The organism is Bremerella cremea, assembly GCF_003335505.1.
In the GTDB taxonomy this organism is placed as follows: Bacteria; Planctomycetota; Planctomycetia; order Pirellulales; family Pirellulaceae; genus Bremerella; species Bremerella cremea_A.
Window position 1 is genome coordinate 241,796 of record NZ_QPEX01000024.1, and the last position, 22,806, is coordinate 264,601.

Annotated in this window: 18 protein-coding genes; 7 read left to right on the top strand and 11 right to left on the bottom strand. The window is 54.8% G+C overall.

Features of this window, described 5'->3' with window-relative positions:
- Nucleotides 1–31 precede the first annotated feature (31 nt).
- Nucleotides 32–1,333: a radical SAM protein gene (locus DTL42_RS12390; protein WP_199590127.1), complete on the bottom strand. Its 1,302-nt coding sequence runs from the start codon at nt 1,331–1,333 to the stop codon at nt 32–34.
- 268 nt (nt 1,334–1,601) lie between these two features.
- Here DTL42_RS12390 and DTL42_RS12395 point away from each other — a divergent pair, with 268 nt between their 5' ends.
- From DTL42_RS12395 to DTL42_RS12405, 3 genes are all read left to right on the top strand, one after another.
- Complete coding sequence (locus DTL42_RS12395; RefSeq protein ID WP_114369041.1) at nt 1,602–3,464, top strand: prenyltransferase/squalene oxidase repeat-containing protein; 1,863 nt, start codon at nt 1,602–1,604, stop codon at nt 3,462–3,464.
- Between the two features lie 17 nt (nt 3,465–3,481).
- On the top strand, nt 3,482–5,329 hold the full coding sequence (locus DTL42_RS12400; RefSeq protein ID WP_114369042.1) for a polyprenyl synthetase family protein: 1,848 nt from the start codon (nt 3,482–3,484) through the stop codon (nt 5,327–5,329).
- Nucleotides 5,330–5,459: 130 nt separating this feature from the next.
- Nucleotides 5,460–6,005 (top strand): hypothetical protein, encoded by a 546-nt coding sequence (locus DTL42_RS12405; RefSeq protein ID WP_234824185.1) that lies wholly within the window; start codon nt 5,460–5,462, stop codon nt 6,003–6,005.
- A 125-nt stretch (nt 6,006–6,130) separates the two neighbouring features.
- Here the strand turns inward: DTL42_RS12405 and DTL42_RS12410 are convergent, their stop codons facing one another.
- Nucleotides 6,131–7,525 carry an FAD-dependent oxidoreductase gene (locus DTL42_RS12410; protein ID WP_114369044.1) on the bottom strand — a complete coding sequence of 465 codons (1,395 nt, stop codon included), beginning with the start codon at nt 7,523–7,525 and terminating at the stop codon, nt 6,131–6,133.
- Between the two features lie 308 nt (nt 7,526–7,833).
- Between DTL42_RS12410 and DTL42_RS12415 the strand changes: the two genes are divergently transcribed.
- Together DTL42_RS12415 and DTL42_RS26770 are read left to right on the top strand one after the other, a co-directional pair.
- A complete protein-coding gene (locus DTL42_RS12415; RefSeq protein WP_114369045.1) occupies nt 7,834–8,058 on the top strand; it encodes a DUF3311 domain-containing protein in 225 nt (74 codons plus the stop codon).
- Nucleotides 8,058–10,079: a sodium:solute symporter family protein gene (locus DTL42_RS26770; protein ID WP_114369046.1), complete on the top strand. Its 2,022-nt coding sequence runs from the start codon at nt 8,058–8,060 to the stop codon at nt 10,077–10,079. Before DTL42_RS12415 ends, DTL42_RS26770 begins: the two co-directional genes overlap by 1 nt.
- 74 nt (nt 10,080–10,153) lie before the next feature.
- Here the strand turns inward: DTL42_RS26770 and proB are convergent, their stop codons facing one another.
- Nucleotides 10,154–11,296, bottom strand: coding sequence for a glutamate 5-kinase (proB, locus tag DTL42_RS12425; RefSeq protein ID WP_114369047.1), 1,143 nt, complete (start codon nt 11,294–11,296; stop codon nt 10,154–10,156).
- Between the two features lie 259 nt (nt 11,297–11,555).
- Here proB and DTL42_RS12430 point away from each other — a divergent pair, with 259 nt between their 5' ends.
- The gene (locus DTL42_RS12430; protein ID WP_114369048.1) at nt 11,556–13,172 is read left to right on the top strand and encodes an amidophosphoribosyltransferase; all 1,617 of its coding nucleotides are present in this window, start codon (nt 11,556–11,558) and stop codon (nt 13,170–13,172) included.
- Between the two features lie 3 nt (nt 13,173–13,175).
- Here the strand turns inward: DTL42_RS12430 and trmB are convergent, their stop codons facing one another.
- The 8 genes from trmB to trpD form a co-directional block, all read right to left on the bottom strand.
- The gene (gene trmB / locus DTL42_RS12435; RefSeq protein WP_114369049.1) at nt 13,176–13,820 is read right to left on the bottom strand and encodes a tRNA (guanosine(46)-N7)-methyltransferase TrmB; all 645 of its coding nucleotides are present in this window, start codon (nt 13,818–13,820) and stop codon (nt 13,176–13,178) included.
- Nucleotides 13,821–13,840: 20 nt separating this feature from the next.
- Nucleotides 13,841–14,698, bottom strand: coding sequence for a rhomboid family intramembrane serine protease (locus DTL42_RS12440; RefSeq protein WP_114369050.1), 858 nt, complete (start codon nt 14,696–14,698; stop codon nt 13,841–13,843).
- Nucleotides 14,699–14,764: 66 nt separating this feature from the next.
- On the bottom strand, nt 14,765–15,259 hold the full coding sequence (locus DTL42_RS12445) for a 3-hydroxyacyl-ACP dehydratase FabZ family protein (protein ID WP_114369218.1): 495 nt from the start codon (nt 15,257–15,259) through the stop codon (nt 14,765–14,767).
- A 113-nt stretch (nt 15,260–15,372) separates the two neighbouring features.
- The gene (locus DTL42_RS27145) at nt 15,373–15,471 is read right to left on the bottom strand and encodes a 50S ribosomal protein bL37 (protein ID WP_425305521.1); all 99 of its coding nucleotides are present in this window, start codon (nt 15,469–15,471) and stop codon (nt 15,373–15,375) included.
- Between the two features lie 186 nt (nt 15,472–15,657).
- Nucleotides 15,658–18,498 (bottom strand): MMPL family transporter, encoded by a 2,841-nt coding sequence (locus DTL42_RS12450; RefSeq protein WP_114369051.1) that lies wholly within the window; start codon nt 18,496–18,498, stop codon nt 15,658–15,660.
- A gap of 320 nt (nt 18,499–18,818) precedes the next feature.
- The gene (locus DTL42_RS12455; protein ID WP_114369052.1) at nt 18,819–19,214 is read right to left on the bottom strand and encodes an STAS domain-containing protein; all 396 of its coding nucleotides are present in this window, start codon (nt 19,212–19,214) and stop codon (nt 18,819–18,821) included.
- Between the two features lie 163 nt (nt 19,215–19,377).
- Nucleotides 19,378–20,580, bottom strand: a complete 1,203-nt coding sequence (locus DTL42_RS12460) for an MFS transporter (protein WP_114369053.1) — start codon at nt 20,578–20,580, stop codon at nt 19,378–19,380.
- Nucleotides 20,577–21,590 carry an anthranilate phosphoribosyltransferase gene (trpD, locus tag DTL42_RS12465; RefSeq protein ID WP_114369054.1) on the bottom strand — a complete coding sequence of 338 codons (1,014 nt, stop codon included), beginning with the start codon at nt 21,588–21,590 and terminating at the stop codon, nt 20,577–20,579. The genes DTL42_RS12460 and trpD overlap by 4 nt, the downstream gene beginning before the upstream one ends.
- Nucleotides 21,591–21,830: 240 nt before the next feature.
- On the opposite strand from trpD, the gene DTL42_RS12470 reads away from it, so the two are divergent.
- A complete protein-coding gene (locus DTL42_RS12470; protein WP_114369055.1) occupies nt 21,831–22,778 on the top strand; it encodes a nucleoside hydrolase in 948 nt (315 codons plus the stop codon).
- The last annotated feature ends 28 nt before the right edge of the window (nt 22,779–22,806 follow it).

The window sequence follows — 22,806 nt, forward strand, 5'->3', positions numbered from 1 at the left end:
TCGGAATCAAATTCTTTCGCGCGCGAATCGACTACGTTTTCGTTGTCGAATCGGCGTCGAGCTGAACCAAGTTCTGCGGTGCGGCCGGAGGGTTACCTTCCGGATGAATCGTAGGCTGCCAGTTTTTGATGTCGAAGTGCTTCGAGTAGGCACCGTAATCGTGGAAAGCGTACTTTTTCAGCAACCAATAAACCCAACTCTTCTCTGGGATCTCGTTGCCGGGATTGTACTGCGAGGGATTCGATACCAATGCGTCCAACTCTTCATAGGCCGCATGCCGCACGGTGGTATCCTTTGCCTCGTGCTCTTTGGCAAAGCCGCTCAGCAAATCAGGCCGTTCGAGAATGATGCAGCCACGCGTATTCTTAGCGGCCAGTTCCCGGAAATCGCTGAGGAATTCCGACTCGTTGAAGACCTGACGCAGCGGGCGTTCGTCGTGGATCGATTCCTTGGCGAACTGAATCACCGGGCAAGGTTCAATGTCGCCGTAAGGGCTGATGTGATGCGTGAAACCAGTGGCAGCCGGGCACAAAGCATTTCCATCGGCATCGTGATAGGCGTCGATAATCGCGATCGGCTTTTTCACGCGCATCTCGACGACAAACTTTCGCACAGCCAACTGCTGCTCTGGAGTAAGGGCCAGGTCGGGGTTCGGTACCGGTCCAACCACGCGGTAGCCGTGATACCAGCAATAGAAAACCCCCATTTCAATCAAGCGGTCGATCCATTCTTCCCGCAGCAGATCATCGAAGTTCGATTGGCACAAGCTGGTGCAGACACCTGTCAGCAGCTTGTTATTGATGCAGTTATGGATACCTTCCATCGACTTACTGTAAACGCCCCCACGTCCACGACGTACGTCGCTAATGATCTCGGTTCCTTCGATACTGATCAAAGGGGTTACGTTGCCGAGTTTGCGCAGTTCTTTGGCGACTTCGTCGGTAATGAAATGGCCGTTGGTAAAGACTTGAAAGTAAGCGTCCTGATGGCGGCGAAAGATCTCCAAGATATCGGCGTGCATAAACGGCTCGCCCCCCAGAATCCCGAAGAAGGTATTCCCCATTGCCTTCGCTTCCCCCAGCATTCGGTCCATGGCATCGAGGTCGATCTTGGCCTGTTTCGCGGAAACGTCGACCCAGCAGCCCTGGCAGCGCAGATTGCAGCTGTTAATAACCGAAATGTACAAAAAGGGTGGAAAGAACTCCCCTCGCTTGAGGCGGGCCTTGTGCTTCTGAACCGAACGCAGCCCCTTAAAGCCCATCAACCACAGGAACTTGGCGACCAGACGTTTATCGGTTTCCAGCAGAGCGCGTTTTGCCAGGCGAAAATACATGCATAAACCTTGAGAGGAAAGACGGGCGGCAAGCGATCTATTCTAACGTAAACAATCGTATACGTCAGTTAAAAGAGAGCAATTCCACGGGTTAGCAGGAACGGCAAAGCTATCTTCCCATCATTCGGTATTCTCTAGCAGGCTCCTATTCAATTGCCGTATTGCTTGTCAATAAAGGGTTGGAAGTCGGCGCTCGTTGTGCTGATAATAGAGACACACCCTCTGACATTGCCCCCGCTGCTTTTGGTCCGCTTGACGGGCCTGACTCATGATTGACCCCGCTCGGATTCGCGCAGCTTACGAAATCGCCAAACAAGATCTCTTAAAAGAACGAGATCCCACTGGCCATTGGATTGGCCAGCTGTCGACCTCTAGCTTGTCCACAGCGACTGCGGTCAGCGCATTACAACTCGCTTTGCGAAATGGCTCACAATCGAGTGGCTCTGACATGCAGTTAATTCGTGGGGGTGTCGATTACCTACTCTCCCACCAAAACGAAGACGGCGGTTGGGGAGACACCGACCAAAGCTACTCGAACATCGCCACCACCATGCTGACCGTCGCAGCACTGACAATCACTGGCGATGCCGAGAAAAACCCAAGTGTCTTTTCAGCAGCGAACCGCTACATCGAGCAAAAAGGGGGAATTCCCGGGTTGCGGGCACGCTATGGCAAAGACAAGACGTTTGCCGTTCCGATTCTTACCAATCATGCGTTGGCTGGCTTGGTCGACTGGGGCGAGGTCGCTCCCCTTCCCTTTGAAGCCGCCGTGCTGCCACAATCGTTCTATAAGTTCATCAAGCTGCCGGTCGTCAGCTATGCGATCCCGGCGCTGGTGGGCATTGGTCAGGCCAAGTATTACCACGACAAACCTTGGAACCCGCTCGTTCGTTTGATCCGTGGTGCTACATTCCATCCGGCAGCTCAGGTGCTAACAAAAATGCAGCCTGATAGTGGTGGCTATCTTGAAGCGATTCCGCTCACCAGTTTCGTTGTTATGAGCCTCGCTGCGACCGGTCGAGCCAACAGCCAAGTCGCCCAAAACGGCCTTCGCTTTATCCGTGAGAGCGTTCGCCCTGACGGTAGTTGGCCGATTGATACGAACCTGGCGACCTGGGTTACCACGCTTTCGATCAATGCGTTATCGGTGCTGCCAGAAGACAACACGCATCTGACACTAGAATGCCTCGAATGGCTGCTTGCTTGCCAGACTAAAAACGTCCATCCGTTCACAGGGGCCGCGCCCGGGGCATGGGGCTGGACCGATCTGAGTGGCAGTGTCCCGGACGCCGACGACACCCCAGGTGCCTTGTTAGCGTTGCGACACTTCTACGATCGAGGCGACTTCGATGAATCGGTTCGCCAGCGTATTCGCACGGCGGCCAAGCATGGCTGCCGCTGGCTCCTCGACCTTCAAAATAGCGATGGCGGCTGGCCCACGTTTTGTCGTGGTTGGGGAACGCAACCGTTCGACCGCAGCGGGTGCGATTTAACTGCCCATGTTCTTCGCGGCCTGTTTGCCTGGTACGAAGAACTCGACCAACACGATTACCCGCATCTCTTGAAAGGAAAGTGGTACCTATTCAATCAGCAAGCGGAAGGATCTTGGCTCCCCTTGTGGTTTGGCAATCAAGACCGGGCCGAAGAAGACAATCCAATATACGGCACAGCCAAAGTCCTCAACTATTTCCGCGATACCCACGAGTTCGAATATCAATTGACAACGCCTTCTCCACCTTCGCTCGTTCCCAAGAATGCCATCCGCTGGCTGGCGGCCCAGCAGAATGAAGATGGCGGCTTTGGAGGAGGTAAAGCGATTCTCGCAGCCTCGGAAGGACGCTACGAGAGCACCGTCGAAGAGACCGCATTGGCCATTGAAGGGCTACTTTGCGACAATAAAGGCTTAGAAAATCACCCTGAGCTAGAAAAAGCCCTCGCTTGGCTTTGCCACCGGGTGGAAGAAAATTCTCATGTCGAATGTTCGCCAATCGGTTTTTACTTCTCTAAGCTGTGGTATTATGAAAAGCTCTATCCGCGAATCATGACGGTTAGTGCGTTGGCGTATGCTTGCCAAGCGGTGAAAGCCGCACCGGCGGCAACGTCTTTAGCGGAAGTGGAAACAGAGAATTGAGTTAAGCAACTTTGCCTATGCCTTCCCCCTCTCAGCCTGAAACCAACGGTGGTGCCACGAAGCGGGTCTCCCGCCGTCGTAAAACGGCCCATCTAAAACACGTTCCCGATCGCTTGGCCCTGCGCGAAGAGATCCGAGATCGTTGTTACCAGATCTGCGAGAAGCTCGACAAGTCGCGTCCTCTCTCGAAGGATGAGATGGAGAAGATCGTTCGTCGCCTGCTGGCCGATATGGAGCTGTCGGAGTCTTACGTCGGCTGGACGATGGTGATAATGGCTTCAGCCTTTTGGCGCGATCAGGTTTCTGCCATTCCGCCGGAACGCCGTTTATTTCTGCTGCCGCATTGCCTAAAACATGCCGAGGGCTGCCCAGCCGATTACGACCAATTCGGGCTCGATTGCAAAACGTGTGGCGCTTGCAGCATTGCCGATTATCGCACACAAGCCGAAGAACTCGGCTACCGCGTGCTGGTCGCCGAAGGCTCGCCTATCGTAATGAAGATCTTGGTCAGCGGCTATGTCGATGCCGTAGTCGGTGTCGCCTGCTTAAACGTACTGGAAAAGGCGTTCGACAAAATCTTGCTGGCCGGCATTCCCTGCATGGCCGTGCCGCTCCACTCCAGCGATTGCCGCAACACGTCGGTCGACGAGCAGTGGGTCTTCGATATGATCCACCTCCCCCATCGCGAACCTCAGCAAAAAACGGCGACCTACGTTCACCTGATGCGGGCCGCTCAAGAGATGTTCGAGCGGGAAGAGCTAACCCGCTTGATCGCTCCTCAACGTCAAACCGAAGCCACCGCCCATGCGAAGCTGGCCGACCTGCCCAACCTCGACCCGATCGGCGCGACCGAACAACTAGCAATCGACTTCATCGGACGTGGGGGAAAATATTCCCGACCATTCACTACGCTGGCCGTATACGATTCGCTGACCGGCGGACACGGAACCACCGCCAATGGCGCTGCCCACGTAGCCGAGTATTCGGATGCCGTCAAACGGGGTGCCCTGGCAATCGAAACGTTCCACAAAGCTTCGCTGGTCCACGACGACATCGAAGACGACGATGAATATCGCTACGGCGAGCCCACAGTTCACCGCCAGTTTGGTATTTCGACGGGGATCAATCTGGGCGACTACATGATCGGACTCGGCTATCGCCTGGTCAGCCGCGAAGTAAAAACGCTCGGGGCTGGGGTAGTCGCTAAAATTGTCGATCACTTGGCCGAAGCCCACATGCGGTTGTCAGAAGGGCAAGGCGCTGAACTGATGTGGCGTGATTCCGCCAGCAAAGAGTTGACTCCGATCGATGCTTTGAAAATATATGCGTTGAAAACTTCTCCTGCGTTTGAAGCGGCCCTGCACTGCGGGATCGCCTTGGCACAGACAACGGAACAGTATCGCGAAGAAATGCGTAAGTTTGCCCGCCACGTCGGTGTTGCTTTTCAGATCCTGAACGACCTGAAAGACTGGCTGGGGGATTCGGACAATAAGCTTTCTGCAGGCAACGACATCATCGGCGGACGCCCAACCGTATTGTGGGCACTCGCCCTGCAAAACTTGAAAGACGATCGCAAAGCGGAACTCATTCAAGTTGCCAACGCCCCAGACTTGACCGCCCACGCCAAGATTCAACGCGTCCGCAGCTTGTACCTGGAAGGGGGCGTTTTTGATGCCGCCGAACAGTTGGTGGAAAAATATCGCGCAAAAGCAGAAGAAATTGCCGACGGTATCGAACCCGAATCGTTCCGCCGATTGTTGTATTATCTAGTCGATTCGATTTTAGAAACCACAGACAACCACAAACCGACCATCGTAATTCCGACCACCACGTTGGAGTTTCCCTTGGCCGCACCGACTTCGTAGCTCACTCGCTAAATCAACAAAAAGCTCGCTTCACCTTCCGCCTAGCCCACCCCACGTCAGGCAACGAAGCGTCAAACAACCTGTTGGCCACCTCAAGTTTCGTCCACTTTCCCGAAGCAAAGGAAACGACGTGAATTCCTCTCGCCATACGATGCCTGAGTTAAGCCAATTGATTGCGTTGTTCTACGCCCAGCCTGAAAAGCTCGGCCAATTCGAGGAAGTCTCGGCAGAAAAAACGCCCCCTCCCTTCCGTCAGCTTCTCGCCCATAACGAGCACATGACGGTTACCGTCGAGAAGTTCCACGGCTGCAATGTCGACGTCAAAGTCTTAGAAACACGCAATGCCGGCAACTTCTATTCACGCAAAATCTTGCTCACCCGACAACGTGACGGCAAGGTCGTTCAATACGGAATTGTCCGCCTCAACTGCGATTACCTCGACGATGAACCCGCCAACGAAATCAAAAGCGAACGCATTCCCCTGGGACGCGTGCTGATCCAACACAACGTGCTCCGCGAAGTCCAACTGACCAGCCTCTGGCATGTACAGCCTGCCGCAGAACTGCGTGAACTAATGGGCCTGCAGCCGCAGGAAACCGTCTACGGCCGGACCGCGTTGATCTACTGCAACGGCGAACCAGCGGTCGAACTGCTAGAGATCGTCACCCGCGACTAGTCACTTTCACCAACACAAGTGCATCAGTGCCCCAAGTAACATGCTCTCGTTTAGTTGAGCATGTCTTTTCCGTTTCGCCTGCTCCACGAAGACGTGAATGTGGCACCTGAGCTCTGCTTGGCCAGCTAAGCAGCGGGCTGTCTTTGCCGCGTTAGTTCCGCTTCCACTTCTTTCCACGCCACATCTTGCGGCAGACAGGCATTTTTCGCGGCAAGTGCTGAAGTGATGCCGGCGGCTTCTCCCATCGCTACGGCGTTGCCGGTCACGCGGTAACTGGCATGGGCGAAGAAATCGCCGCTGATACATCGACCTGCCATCATTAGGCCATCGACATCGCGGGCGATTAAAGCCCGCAACGGAATATCAAACGGCTTCGCTTTGACGCCTTCGTTATGGTAAGCCGCCTTCTTGTTGGCCTCGAAGGTGGCAGCATGAATATCGACACCGAATTCCGAACGACAAATCGCATCTTCGTGCCGTGCCCCCAAGCGGACATCGTCTACCGTCACGAAGTAACGTCCTTTGATGCGTCGCCCATCCCGCACGCCAATTTGCTCGGCAGTGGTCACCAGTTTGCAATCCTTCCATGCGCCTCCTTGGCTACGCAGCCCTCGGGCAATTTCGTAGAGCTCGCGGCGGGCTCGGATGGTCGCTTCAGTCACTGCAGCGGCATCGAAGGGACGCACGCCATACTCGTGATTCATCATCACGGCTGCGACCGCTCCTCCCAAATACCACAGCGTTGGCTTAGCATAAGATGGATCTCGTCCAGCGGCCTGGATGAACTCGCGGAACCGATCTTTCGTTTGCCCTCCCTTCAGCCGGTCGAACTGCTGCAGAGCTTCCGGACTGGCTGTGATGATGCCCATGAGCGACATCGGCTGACAGGGGCAATCTTGATCTCGACCGAATTCCCACTCGCAGCCAGCCAAAGCGCCGACGTCGCCGTCGCCAGACGTATCGATCACCGTGTTAGCACGCCAAGCCTGACGCCCCGACTTTGATTCGGTGATTACGCCTCGCACTCGATTGGAAGCATTTTTTTCGACCGCAACAACGCGAGTGTGATACTGCACACCGATTTTGTTTTCGTCGCACATCTGCTCGAGCAGTACTTTCATGCTCTCGACATCGTACACATAGTTCTTCGGCCCGCTTTGGCGCTGAGCGTCCATTTCTTTCAGCCGCTGGGGCAGTTCGGCATTCAGCCCTGGTTTTTCGGCATCCATCACGTACGAAAGCATCCCGCTCGTCCAGACGCCTCCCAAACAACCGTGAGCCTCTAAGATTTTCACGGAAACCCCGGTTCTGGCCGCGCTAATGGCGGCCGCAATCCCCGCCGGGCCGCCACCACAAACCAGCACATCCGTAGTCCCAGCCACGGGAATCGTTCGTGCCGCTTCGGCCACTTGATCCAGGCCATCTTTCTTTTCGGTATCAGCCGCACGTAGCGCAGCTGGCAGCATAATGCCTGACAAGGAAGCCGCAAGAACTTGGCGACGCGAGACGGACTGGGGCATGGATGAACTCTCGAATGCAAGGAAGAGTCAGCAGCAAGAATAGGCAGTTACCCTCAATCGGAGGGGCACCCTAGTCTAACGCAGTCGAGCGAGAATCTCCAAGGCATTTTCACCAAAAGCTGGAAAGCCAAACGCCCCTTTCTCCACCGCTTACTTGCACCATCTCGGCGATTAAATCAGAAGAAAGAGTGCCGATAATCGTCTGGTAACTTGCTTTCAGGCCGTTTAGAATGAGCCCGATAGTTGTTCAACCAACTGTCTTTGCAACGTGTTTTCCCGCCCCACTCAAGCTCGAAGGCCGCTCTCCCATGAGATATGTGGTATGGCTACTGGTCGTAGCCCTCATCATTCTTCGCCAGGACCTCTGGCTTTGGAACAACGGAACGCTCGTCTGGGGCTTCATGCCGATTACTTTGCTGTGGCAAGCCGGGATCTCGATCGCCGCGTCCATTGTCTGGTTCCTGGCAACCATCTTTGCCTGGCCGACAGATCTGATCGAAGAAGTGCAGCGTGAATCGGAGGAAGGCGAATAATGGTACCGTTGATTGTCATCTGCGTTTATCTCTCACTGCTGCTAGGGCTAGGCATCTTTGCCAGCACCTTGTTTCGCGGCTCTAGCCAAGACTATATGCTGGCCAGCCACTCGATTGGTCCGTTCCTGCTGTTGATGAGCCTATTCGGCACGACGATGACGGCCTTTGCCCTGGTCGGCTCGACCGGCGAAGCCTATTCCGAAGGGGTCGGTGTCTACGGCTTGCTGGCTTCGTCCAGCGGGATCATCCATTCCCTTTGCTTTTTCATTCTAGGCATCAAGCTGTGGTCGTTCGGCAAGAAGTACGGCTACACCACGCAGATTCAGTTTTTCCGCGATCGCCTGCAAAGCGACAAGATTGGGGTGCTGCTGTTTCCCATTCTCGTCGGTTTGGTGATTCCATATTTGCTGATCGGTGTGATGTCGTCCGGCACGGTCGTAAGTGCCGTGACCGTTGGGGCGTTCCGCAGCGAGTCCTTTGCCGCCTATGATTACGGAGTCCCACCGTTCATTGGCAGCCTGGTGATTTCGATTGTCGTTTTGATCTATGTTTTCTTCGGCGGTATGCGAGGTACGGCCTGGGCCAATGCCTTCCAAACGATGATCTTCATGGTCTTGGGCATCATCACCTTCTGGATCATTTCAAGTGACCTGGGGGGCCTGCAAGCGGCGTCGCAAGCGGTTGCCGAAAAGCACCCTTCCAAGCTCATCCGGAATGTTGCTCAGCAAGATATCGACACCTTCGAGACCGATTTAGCCAAATGGCGGACTCTCGCAGAATATAATTACGCCACCGAAGAGACCAAAGAACTAAAGCTCACCGACGAGCAAAAAGCAGAAGCTGCGGCGGCTTACAAAGGCCCTAAGATCGGCAATTGGAAAGCCCGCGCCGAAGCTACTTTCGCTGCGAAGAACGATATGCTTAAGTTGTCTACTCTGGACAAAAACAAAGCCTACGTTCTGCAAGATGACCGCTTCCTGCCGGAAGAAGTTCCTACCTCCTGGAGCGAGGCCATCCTGTCCGGGCATCAACTGAACGAACTTCCGCGCGACGAAGGGGCCCCCACGCGTGCCCTGGCGAACAATCCGATCTACAACAAAAACGTCGGACATCCGGAAGACGACCTCAATCCGAACGATCCCAGCAAAGGGAAGAAGTGGACACGCAAACGTGCCGAGGGCGTTTACAAGGCCACCAAATGGTCGCCCGAAGAACCGCATGGCATGTCCATGCTCGAGTTCGTTTCGTATATGTTCGTGCCTCTTTCCGTTGGCATGTTCCCCCACTTATTCCAACATTGGCTCACCGCTAAGAACGCCAAGAGCTTTAAGCTGCCGGTCGTTCTCCACCCGCTGTTCATTGCCATCGTCTGGATTCCGTGCGTCTTGGTAGGTGTTTGGGCGACATCGGCAATGAACGGCCCAGCGCCGATGATTCCACCCCACTTCAACACCAATGCCATTCTGCCGAAGATGGTGTCTGATATGAGTACGCCTTTTCTTTCTGGGCTTCTCATCGCCGGCGTCTTGGCGGCCATCATGTCTTCGCTCGATAGCCAGTTCCTTTGCATTGGCACCATGTTCACCGAAGACATTGTGGTGCATTACGGCGGTAAAGATCGCTTCACCGATAAACAGGTGGTGCTGATCGCTCGCTGCTTTATCATCGCGATTGTCGCCGTTACCTATGGCCTAAGCCTATTGGAACCTCGCAGCGTCTTCACTTTAGGTGTCTGGACGTTCGCTGGATTTTCTAGCTTATTCCCGCTCGTGCTGGCCTCGCTGTACTGGAAACGCTTGACGAAAGCCGGGGCCTATGCCTGCGTAATCTCGGCGTTCGCGATGTGGTGCTACTTCTTCTACGATTCCGACTTTGCCGCGAATCGAAGTTACACCGTGTTGCACATGAACCCGGCTGCGACCATGGTCATCGGCTCGGCAATTGCCATGGTGATCGTTTCGCTCATCACCAAGCCACCCAGCGAAGAACACTTGGAACGCTTCTTCCCAAAGAAGAGCTAGTTATCCCAATCAAAAAAAGCCCCTCAACCAAACTTGGCGGAGGGGCTTTTTTATTTGCATTTGCTAGAAACGAATTAAACGCGGCTCACCGTCATGTTATCGCGGTGGATCACTTCGTCGTACGGATGCTGACCGAGGATGCTTTGGATTTGATCGGTCCGGCAGCGCAGAATCTTGGCGACTTCGTCCGACGCGTAGTTCGTTAGCCCGCGGGCGATCTCTTGCTGTTGGCTATTACAAACACGAACGACGTCCCCTTTCTGAAACGTGCCGCGAACTTCCGTCACGCCGATCGGCAGGAGGCTTTTCCCTTTCTCGCCGAGCGCCTGGGCGGCTCCGTCATCGACAATCAAATCGCCCCTTGGCTGCACCGAATAGCCAATCCAGCGTTTACGCGGCGTGACCGCTTTGCCTTGGGCTAAAAACAGCGTACCGATATCTTCGCCAGCGATCAGTTTCGGCAGCACATCCGGCACGCGGCCAGAGGCGATGATCATGTTTTCGCCCGCCGAGGTAACCATCCGAGCCGCTTCCAGCTTGCTGGCCATACCTCCTTTGGAGTGTCCTGTCTTCTTGTCGCGAGCATACGAAAGAACTTCGTCATCCAGCCGAGGCACTACCGACAGCAGCTTCGATTCCGGCAACTCGGGCGAACCGTTGTACAAGCCTTGCACGTCCGAAAGCAAAATCAACAACGGAGCCCGCAGCAAGTTCGTTACACGAGCTGCCAGTCGATCGTTATCGCCGAAAGTCAGCATCAGCTCTTCGACAGCCACAGTATCGTTCTCGTTGATAATCGGGATCGCCCCAAAATCGAGGACGCTGTGCAGCGTGTTACGGATATTGAGATAACGCGTACGATCGTCCAAGTCTTCGGCGGTTAACAGTACCTGGGCAGCGTGTCGCCCGTTGTCTCGCAGCACAATATCGTACAGTTCGATCAGCTTTGCCTGCCCCACCGCAGCAACTGCTTGCAGTTTTGCCAAGTCGGAAGGGCGCTGAGCCAACCCAAGCTGACTCATACCGGCACCGACAGCACCGCTAGAAACCAAAAGGACACGTCGCCCCGATGCCGCCAATTGCGAAAGCTGCCTCCCCAACTGGGTAATCTGCTCTTCGTTGAGCACGCCCTGATCGGTTGTCAGAACGCGGGTTCCGACTTTAACGACAATGGTATGAGCAGACGTCGCGATTTCCTGCCGCAGCAAGTCGGTCATGATGAAAGCATTTTCAAGAGAAAAAGGGACAGATCGTAGGGATATCTTAGAGTTTGACGGCCCACTTGCCATGGGGTTCAAGCGGGAAAAGAGGGCCAGAATCAAACACTTCGGGGAATCGCAGGACGCAAGCGGTTGAGGATTCGCAAGGTCGTCCGTAGAATGAGAACGTGCTTGCTAACCCGGCCCACGCTCCTACGCGAACATTTCCCCCAAAGGGGGAAATCTACAGCAAACGGCAGGATTGAACTGAGATTCTATGAGTGAACTCTTCCACGAATGTGGTATCGCGGCGATCTATCACCTTCCCAATGCTGACGAAAGTCCGCTCTGTCCCGACCAAGGCCCAGAAGAAGTTTCGCGGATTATGCCGCGAATGCTGCTGGATATCCAGAACCGAGGACAACTTGCTGCTGGCTTCACAACATTCAACCCCAATCGCAACCAACTGATCACCACCCATCGCGATATCGGTACCGTGCAGGAAGTTTTTCGGCTTTCGCACCGGGGTAAAAGCGAATCGTTGATGCGAGAATACGCCGGGCGAGCTGCCATTGGGCATGTTCGCTATGCAACTTGCGGGCAAGACGACAAAAGTTATGCCCAACCGTTCGAGCGACACCATCTGGTCAAGCACAAGTGGTTCAGCTTTGCTTTCAATGGGCAATTATCCAACTATAGCGAGCTACGCGATCGCCTACTGGCCGACGACGATCACCATCTGTCGCGTGAAACCGATACCGAAATCATCATGCACGAGCTAAGCCGTGAGATGACCGGTGCCAAACGCATCACGATGCTCGACGCCCTCAAGCAGGCCGCCCCGCGATTTGACGGGGCCTACAGCATGGTCATGCTGAATGCCTACGGCGAAATGCTGGTGGCGCGCGATCCTTATGGCATCAAGCCCCTCTGCTATGCCGTGCAAGGTCCGCTGTTCGCCGCCGCCAGCGAAAGTGTTGCCCTGATCAACATCGGTTTCGAACCCGAAGAAATCCAAAACGTCGAACCTGGCCAAGCCGTCACCATCGTCGACGGCAAGATCGAGACGCATCAGTTCATCGAATCGAAACGCAAAGCCCACTGTTTCTTTGAGTGGATTTACTTTGCAAACGTGGCCAGCACGCTGGACGGGCAAAGCGTTTATGTTAGCCGTACCAACCTGGGCGAAGAACTAGCCGCGATCGAGCAAGAGCGGAAAACCGTTCCCTTGGACAACGATACCATCGTGGTCCCGGTCCCGGATACCAGCAAAGCCGCCGCCGACGCGATGGCGTTTAAACTTGGCGTTCCTTCTCGCGAAGGCCTGATCCGTAATCGCTATTCTGGCCGAACGTTTATCGAGTCTGGCAACAAACGCCGCCGAGCCGCTGAGATCAAGTACACGCCCCTGCGCGAAGTGCTGGAAGGGAAACGAATCTTCCTCGTGGAAGACTCCATCGTTCGCAGCACGACGATGAAAGTCCTCATCAATCGTCTGCGAGAACGAGGCGGAGCGAAAGAAATTCACGTTCGCGTGGCCTGTCCGCCGATCATCGCTCCCTGCTTCTATGGGATCGATATGTCGACCATCAGCGAATTGTTCGCTCCTAAGTTCATGGGGGACAGCTACCTGTTGACCGAGGAAATGCAGGACGCCATGGCCGAACAACTCGGGGCCGACTCACTTCGCTACCTTTCGGTCGACTCGATCGCTCGGGCCGTGAATTTCCCTAGCAGCGAACTGTGCCAGGCCTGTATCACCGGCGAATACCCAACCGCTGGCGGCGAAGCCCTCTATCAAATTGCCCTCGAAACCAAGGGCTCGGAAGGAGACGGCGGTCGTACTTACGAACGCCGTGCTGAAGAGCAAGCCGCCACCTCAACTGGTGCCTAGCGGCTAAGCGGTTTTAACGAACTGACTGCGGAAGACATCCATATCGTTCTTCCGCATGCGGCGTTCGAAGTGGGTGCGATAATCGAGATCGTGCTCAGCGGGGGTCTCCTCGACCGGATTAGGCCCTGCCAGCTTCGTGTGAGCATGCAACGTCTCGACCGCCATCTCAAAGTAGTCGAGCACGTCGGTCCAGAAGTGCAACTTCCCGCCCACCCGCAACGCCCGTTCGATCTCGCGGCAGAACGTTTCGTTCATTAAACGCCGCCGATGATGCCGAGCCTTCCACCAAGGGTCGGGAAAGTAAACGTGAACCGCTTCCAGCGAGCCGTCTTTCACGTATTGCGGGAAGATCTTTTGCCCATCGCCATGAAACATCACCGCGTTGGTGCGTCCCTCTTTGGCCAGCTTGTAACCCGCAAAACGAGCGTACTTGAACGCGATCTCAATCCCGAGAAAGTTGTGCTCTGGGTTTTCGCCCGAAGCAGTCTTCATGAACAAGCCTTTGCCGGTGCCGACTTCGATTTCGAGCGGCTGCTCTTTCGCAAAGTACGACGGCAACTCTGGCTTCTGCTCGAGAACGTCCGCAGTGAAAAAGTGATTCGAGAAATCGACTTCAGGATTCAGTTTGGGGAGTGCTTTTCGGCCCATGATGTTTCGCAGAGGATCAACTAGAAATGAAAGTCGTTATTCCGGCGCGGATCGAACTGAAAGGCTCGCTCCTGCTTCAAAATCAACTTATAGGTCGTATCGGGAATCAAAAAAGACAACAACGGCATGACCGCCATGCCAAAAACAAAACCACCGATGTGGGCCCACCACGCTACACCGCCGTCGATATCGAGATGCAACGCCCCCACCCCTTCGACGACCTGCCCAAGCATCCAGACACCTAGCACCGCGACCGCCGGTAGATCGACAAACAAGAAGATAACGAAGATGAACAACAAACAGCGAATCTGGGCCGTGGGATAAGTAACCGCGTAGGCCCCCAGCACCACCGCCACCGCGCCGCTCGCCCCAACCGTAGGCAGTATGGCCCCTAGCCCAGTCGTCGCCGACCAGTGAGCTAACGCCGCAAAGATACCGCCAACGAGATAGAAAAACAGGTACGGCACATGCCCTAAACGATCTTCGACATTGTTACCAAAGATCCACAGAAACCACATGTTGCCGATCAGATGAAACAAACCGGCGTGCAAAAACATCGAAGTGAAGATGGTACCAGCTACGGCCAGGAAACTGCCTGAAAGAACGATACGAGTATCTTGCTGACTTCGCTCTAAGACTTCGAGGGCCCTGGGATCGTCAGCTAAGAGCTCTCGCAGATCGATGACAACGTTATCGTGCGTCGTCAGAGCCGAGGTTAGCCGCTCTGGCACAAACCCATAGTGAATGAAGAGGCGGTTATGTTCGACCGAAGAAAAGCCAAGCATGGCTAACACCAAAAGCGTGTTCACCACGATCAAGCCGACGGTAACCACCGGTAGGCGCCGGCTCGGGTTTTCGTCAAAAAGCGGGAACAGCATGGGGAGTCACCGGCGAGGAATCGACGTACTGACCAAGCCGCTCCCCAGCTTTTCCTAAGGCAAAGCTCAGATTGCGTCGGGAAGCGGGATGCCACGAATGACACCCTGAGCCACCATGGCCGTGCCGACAAAGCTTTGGAAATTGCAGACTAGCATTCGCCCGGGACTGAAGCGAGTCTTTTTCAACACGCACAGCAGCCGATCGCCAGGACGAACAATGCCACGAAATTTGACTTCATCGAGTCCGCCAAATCCCATTCGTTTGCCCGGCATCAAGTCGTGCGTCACCACATACCAGGTGCTAACCTGAGCGGCCATTTCGCACATCAGCACACCAGGCATCAAGGGCATGCCCGGCATGTGGCCTCGCACCCAAAAGGCATCTTCAGCAATGTCCAAGTAACCAGCACAAATGCCAGCTTCGACATCGTCGTAAACGATCCCGCTAAGCTGTTCCATCTCGTACCGCTGAGGATTCGTTTTACGAACCGCTTCCAGGTCCGAAATTACATTATCAAAGTCAATCGACGCAGGGTCGAGAATCAGCTCTTCTCGCGCCACCGTGAATCCTTCAGCTTCGGTCTGGGAACTTGGAAGATTACAAAACAAATGACCTGGATCGTCCAAGCCATCGGTTGCCGGTCAGCACCACACGAACCGGCCAAACGCCAAGCTTAGGTCTTGATCGACTTACGCTTGCTCTTACGAGCCTTGGCATTCGCAGGACGGGCACCATGATTGGCTTTTTTCAACTTACGGTGTGGCTTGGCCATGGTTCATTCACCTTATACGAGAAAATACGGAATATGGAGGGCGGACTGGAAAGTCCGCGCCGGATTTTGGAGCACAATCTATTCAGTATACCGATTTAGGGCCGCAACGAAAGCCCTAATGAAGCCCGCTGGGGAAGCGATCCGACCAACTCAGAGGCATAACGTAACTCTTGTCTAAAAAAAGAGTTACCGATCGGACGGGTGATGCGGAAACAAGTCGCGCACTTCGCGTGGCTCAGAGACCGGTTCTTTATGGGGGTGAGCCCCCGGGTCATCCGGCAGTGCTGCCAACTTGCGCCCACGAGGCCGTTCCCGGACTGGGGCAGGTTCGTTCTCGGTATCGGTCGTCCGGCGACGGAAGCCAGACAACAACGTCAACAGACAAGGCAACACGACCAACGAAGTAAACAGGCAGCAAGCCACGCCGATCGTCAGCACGCGTCCTAAGCTGGCTAGGCCCCGGTGATCGGCTAGCATCAACGCTCCGAAACCAATCATGGTCGTCAGCGAGGTAATGATCACGCCGGTGGCAGTCGAAGCTGTTAGCGAGTAGCCACGTCCTTGCCGGCGGAAATCGTGGACCACGTGAACTCCATCGTCGATCCCAATCCCCAAGATCAGCGGCAGCACAATCATGTTCGCAGGGTTCAAAGGGATATCAGCGAACCCCTGAATCCCGAACAGCATTAACATACCTAAACCAACCGGGGCTAATGCCATAAGCGTGTGCGTTAAGCTGCGGAAATCGATCAGTAGAATTATCATCACGGCAATCAGCGAATAAAGTGCCGCGTGGATGTAACTTAGCTGCATCTGGCGCGAGGCATGAAATGTCTGCAGCGGCTGGCCGGTAACCTTCGGATCGACCGATTCGACATGGCGAACAAACCCTGCCAAAGCATCCATGTCCCAAATACTGGCATTGGGATAAATCCGCAGCAGTAATTGATTATCTTTCCCCACAAAACGCGTTACCAAAGCTTCCGGCAAATCCTCAGCTGTCGGAGGAGCAGGGTTCGAGATCGCCGCCAACGAGTGAAGCCATTGAAGGAGCTCGCCTGCCGAACGCTGCTGAAACTGGGAAATGATCGCGTTGTAACGTGGTTCTGGCATGCCACGCAATAATTCGCGAATCTGAGCCAGTCGCCGGTACGTATGCTGAGCAGCAGGGTCGTTGGTGGGCAAAAGCCGCTGTGAGTCTGCCAAGACCTGACCTAAATGGGCTGCCGGCGGAATACTGAGCGTCGGGGCGTTTTCGGGCAATTTGGCCAGTCGATTGTTCAAATCACGAATAATCGCCAGCTTCTCCGGAGGACTGTCTGGCATCAGCGAAGCAATTTCCTCGACACGGTTAACCGTCGATAAAGCTTCAAACTTCTTTTTCCGTTCTAATAAAGTCTCGCGATCTTCGGCAATCGAGAGGGCAAACCAGACACTTCGGTCCGTGTCGTTGAGCAGCTTCTCTTCCCACCGCACACTATCGAGCCCTTTCGGCTGTAGGTTCAACAGGTTGTGATCGTAGCGCAGCTTGGGGGTTCCGATTGCTAACAGTCCCACGCCCAACAACGCCACAAATAACGTTACTCTGGGTGTTTTCAATAGCGGCAAAATCCACCAATCGAGATGCAGCGGCTTAGGCAACTGGTATCGGTTGCGGTGCCGGTCGGCCAAGTGGATCGAAGCAGGCAGCACGGTCATGGATGCCAGTAAACAGACTAGCAAACCTCCTCCGGCGATGATTCCGAGCTCGGCCACTCCGGTAAAGTCGGTCAACGAGGCGGTGAAGAACGCCACCGCAGTCGTCAGCCCCCCGGTCACAATGCCAGGACCAATATCACGTGCGGTCTGCACTAACGAATCGTCTGTGCCCCGGTCCTCAGCTTCTTTCAAATAGCGGGCCACATAATGCACGCCAAAGTCGATCCCCAGGCCGATTAAAATGACCCCAAAGGAAACGCTCAGGATATTGAGATGCCCCACAAAGATCGTGGTGAACCCAACCGATAACGCGATGCCGACCAACAAGGCGACCACAGCCAATAAAGGATGCCGCAGCCCACCAAACGCGGCCATGAACAGAAACGCCACGCCGACGAGACTGATACCGCTGGCCTTGGTCATGTCGATCTGACTTCGTTCCATCTCGTCGTTTTCCATGACCGGCAACCCAGTGAGCCCAAACTTGAGCCCTGGATATTCTGCCTGAAAACGATCGAGGATCCGGCGCAGCTCAGCGATGGCCTCTTTGCCCTGGGCGAATTCTTCCTCGTTCTTCACTAACCGCAGTAAAATCAGGCCCAATTGACCGTCGTTGGCCAGAAAATAATCCGAGTCAATCTGACTCATCGCACTCAAAGCGTCGCTTGGCGGAACCAGGACCGAGCCTTGCGGTTCGCCCTGCCCCATGGCGGCTAACAAATTGCTGGCCAGTCGATCGAGCTGCTCGCGACTCTGGGCGGCCATCATTTGCAACTGAGGGGCTTCCGGCTGACGCTGAGCGAACAGCATTTGCTGATTCAAGTTGTAGGCCATCTGGCCGACGCCGATCGAATCCCATTGCCCCTGCATGACCGGGCGCAGTCGTTGCAGTTGCTGATCGATCTTCACCAAGTTGGACTCAGGCAGAAAATGCAGCCCTTTCTCGCGAACCTTGCTCAAGCCACGTTCATGCAGCACGGCGTAGAATGACTGATCTTCGGCGGTTAGTTGGGTATAGAGATCTTCCATTGCCGGAACGATCTCTTCTCGCCCTGATCCTTCGATAATGACAACCACGTCATCGTCCGCGCCGAATTGATCAAGGTACTCACGCCACAATTGATTGAAGTGGCTGTGCTGGTTGATCAAATCAAGTCGGCTTGTTTTGAATCCCAAATGATTCGCTGCATAGAAGACCGACGCCCCGGCCGCCGTAAACGCAATCAGCAGCACCAAGATCGGATAACGCACGATCAGCCGCGTGCCGTAGGCCAACGGCTTGGAAAGGAGCGATTTTTCTTCCGTCGTTTCGGTATTGTGGGGCCGCATTCGCCTAGTTCGCCACGCAACGCAAAACGGCGCGCAGCCACCTTTTATGTTTTCAGTTGAGACCGGGTGGAGGTTGGGGAATCTTACGCAAACGCCTTGTCGGCGCTAAGAGCGAACCATCGACCTAGCAATGCTAGCACGAAAGCGCTTATTTCGAAGCGTTGAATCGAGGCAATCCAGCCGAATAGGCCCCCTTCAGCCAGCCCCAGAAAGACTAGCCACCCCCTCCTCAGAAAAAAGGGAGGCAACAAAAGAAAAACGCCTAACCTATTTTAGTAAAATAAGTTAGGCGCCGTTGTTATTGATTATCGCTAGGGAGCTTAGCCCAATCCCAGCCAACGAGAAATCGACGGACCGCTAAAGGTATCGATCGCGGACTTTTCGTCTTTGTGAATCTCGATCACCTTGCCGATCTTCATGATCTGGAAAACTTCCAAGATATTGCCGCTCACATTGCAGACCTTAAATTTGATTTTGGCCTGCTTGCAGTTCTTATTCAGCAAGATCAACTTACCGATCATTGCGGACGACATGTATTCAATTGCGTGAAAGTTCAACAACAACTTTTTGGAGGTCGCGGCTTCCAAGACAAGTTGCTCGAATTCCTTTCCCACGCGATCAATCGCAGTCTCGTCCAGAATCGACGATTGAATGAATTCGGCCACCACGACATCCTTCACGTCGCGAACTTTAAGATAATGGTATTTGATTGCCATCGGGGGTCGGCTTTCTAGAAATCGGGCGGTTGGCTTGGATGAAAAACAATGATTTCTGCTAGGGTATGAATAGTATTCCCCAGAGACACGGATGGAGCCAGCCCACTCCAGAATCGTTGATTATCTCAACCAAGCGGCGGAAAGCAAACGATAATCTTGCCACTCAGCCGTTTTCCGGCCCGATTGGAGGGGTACGAAGCGCGCGAATCCACAAAATTCCCCCACTCACCGCAGCCGCAAACGCGCAGCCAGCTAAGCCCAAGTAGGCAGACTGCAAATCTGTGTTTTCGCCGACTAAGCCAGCAGAAATCGCTCCGATTCCGTTTCCCACCGCGAACGAAACGCCATAACAAAGACTGCGGCGCGAGCGGGGCGTGTACTTGGCAATCAAGCTATTGAACACCGGCTGGTGCATAAAGAACGTCGGAGCCCACGCCGCTACGAACCACCATTTCCACTCTGGCGAAGCGAAACTCATTCCTATCAAAAAAGGAATCGTACCGGCACAAATAAGCATCAATTGCCACTCTAACCGCTTAGGCCGAGCAAAGTGGCCGGCCAGGAATTGGCCAAAACACCCCAAAATAAGCGCACTCGCCGCGCCGACATTGCCCCCAATCTCGCTGTCCATTTGCCAACCCAGCACCGAGGCGTCGGAGAGGAATCGAGGCAAGAAACTCGTCACGCCGTGATAAGACAGGCCAATGCAGCTAGACATGACCAGCAAGATCCCAAAGCTGATCCAATCTCCTCGGTCTTCGGCATGGGCTCGACCAACGCGGAGGAAAACCCGTTCTGGCGACTGCCGGGTCAGGTAAACAAATACCAGCCCAAGCGAAATCGACATCACCGCCAGCACAAGATAAAATGCTTGCCACGAGTGGGTCAGTGCTAAAACCCCAGCGGCCAGCAAGGGCACGCCGCCGATGCCCAGCGAACCGAACACACCATGCCAACCGAGCGTTTTCGGCAACGTATCTGGAGTCATTTCATGCGACAACAACGCCAGACCAGCGGGGTGATAAATACTGGCCATGATGCCCATCACGAACATTGAGACAAACAACAGGTCGAGCCCCGGCAGAGTGGCTGCGGCGATACACGCACCGCCAGCTCCTAATAAATAGAGGGCTAACATTCGTTTAGCCCCCACCCGGTCGACTAACCATCCGGCCAGCAACGCCCCGACACCCCAAGGGAAACGCCACATCGTTTGTAGCCAGCCGGTGGTCTCTTGATTGACGTCGTACTGAGCGGCAATCGATTGCTCGACACAAGGCAGCGAGCCCTCTAGCACATGCACCATCGCATGCGCCGAGCAAACCGCCAGAATTAAAATTAACAGTGTCGTACCGGTCCGTTTCACGAATGACTAACCTCGGCCAGCTTCGCCAGCTTTTCTGTGGCGGCCCCACTGTCGATCGCATTCTGAGCCAGGCGGGCACACTCGCTGAGGGAGTCGCTCTCACCAATCGTCCAAAGAGCGGCTGCCGCATTGATCACCACAATATCGCGGGCAGCTCCGCGGTTGCCTGACAGGATTCCCCGAATCATGGCAGCACTTTCTTCCGGTCCGTCGACGAGCATATCTTCTTTGCCCTGTCGCTCGAGCCCGAATTCTTCTGGCTGCCAGACAAAGGGCACGAGCCCGTCTTCCGAGGCGACAATCACATCGGTCGCGTCACTCAATGTCACTTCATCCATCCCATCACGACCAGTCACAAACACGGCTCGCGTGGTTCCTAACTTTTGCAGGGCACTGGCCAATAGCTCGCGATATTTCGGCTGGCCCACACCCAATAGCTGATAAGGGGCATTGGCTGGATTGCAAAGCGGGCCCAAGAGATTAAAAATCGTCGGAACCCCCAGTTTTTTTCGCACAGGAGCAACATGCTTCATCGAACCATGCATTAAGGGGGCAAAACAGAAGCAGATCCCCACTTCTTCCAACGACTTCTCAATCGTTGTGGCATCCGCTTCGATATTGACCCCCAAGCGGGCCAGCACATCGGCGCTGCCCGACTTGCTAGTCACGCTGCGGTTGCCATGCTTGGCGACGGTTACCCCAGCCGCTGCAATGACGATGGCCGTCGCGGTGCTGATATTGAAGGTTCCGCTTTGGTCTCCCCCTGTTCCGCATGTATCGATAAACCGCTCGCCGGGAGCGTTAATCTGTATCATGTGGTTCCGCATCGCAGTTGCCGCACCAGCGATCTCGTCGACAACAGGCCCCTTTTGGTTCAGGGCCAACAACAACGCGGCAATATCATCATCCGCCCATGTCCCATCCATCATCTGGCTAATTGCCTGGGACATTTCTGCGAGTGAGAGGTCGTTTCCGGCTTGAACTTTGGCAATGACTTCTAAATGGGACAACCGACATCTCCCCGCGTGATGGGAACCAACCTGAAACAAACCGGCATTTTAGTCCCCTTTGCCCCACGGTCCTAGCCACGATCTCTCTGACACGGCCGCGAGGATTCTGATACAATTTAGCTGACAGCATGTTATCTTCTCGTTAAATCGCCTTGGCAGCAGGGCTGAAACAATTGAGAAGTTAGCTCGGTCGCTTCGTTTCGATCCTTAAATTCAGGAAGGCAGGAGGTCCCGTCTCCTATGTCACGGAAGGTCATCATCGACTGTGACCCGGGGATCGATGACGCAATTGCGCTCATGATCGCCTTATTCGATCCACGCTTGGACGTGGTCGCAGTCACTTCAACGGCCGGCAACGTGAATGCCGAACAGGCTTACACCAATTTGCAGGCTCTGATCGAGTTTCTCGATCCACCACGTCGTCCTCGCATTGGGATGGGGCCTGGGCCACGGTCGGCTCCCCCTGTCGACTCCACCTTCCTGCATGGCAGCGATGGTCTAGCCGAGTTGAACCTGGCCGCCGCTAAGCTTCACCAGACCCATCCGGCGGAAAAGCTCATTAGCGACAAGGTACGTGAGTTTCCCGAAGAGATCACCCTGCTCTGCCTCGGTCCTTTCACCAACATCGCCAACTGCCTTCAACGCGATCCAACCTTCGCCTCGCAAGTCGGACAAATTGTCATGATGGGAGGTTCGCTGAATGGGGTCGGCAACGTGACACCGTGTGCCGAATTCAATTGTCACTTCGATGCCGAGAGCGCCCGCCGGGTCTTCCACTCGAAGACCACCAAGACGCTCGTTCCGATCGACATTACCAGCCAGGTCACGTTTAGCATCGACCTGCTCGATCACATTCCGAAAGCGGAATCGCGTGCGACACATATTTTGAATCACATTCTCCCTTTCTCCTTTCGCTCGCACCGACGCCACTTGGCACAGGAAGGAATCTTGCTGAACGATGCCGTGGCACTGGTGGCATTGCTGCAGCCAGAACTTTTCGAGGCCGTGGCCCTCGCCGGCGATGTCGAAACACAAGGTGATTTGACCCTGGGGGCAACCATCTTCGATCAACGCACTGTGAGAACGTGGACGAAGAACATGGAAGTCATGGCCAGCGTCGACTCGGCCAGCGTGAAAGACTGCATCCTGCGCGGGATTATTTTGGCAGCAAAAGAAACGGCGTCGTAACCCTCAACTGCCAATTTTGCCGCAGCAT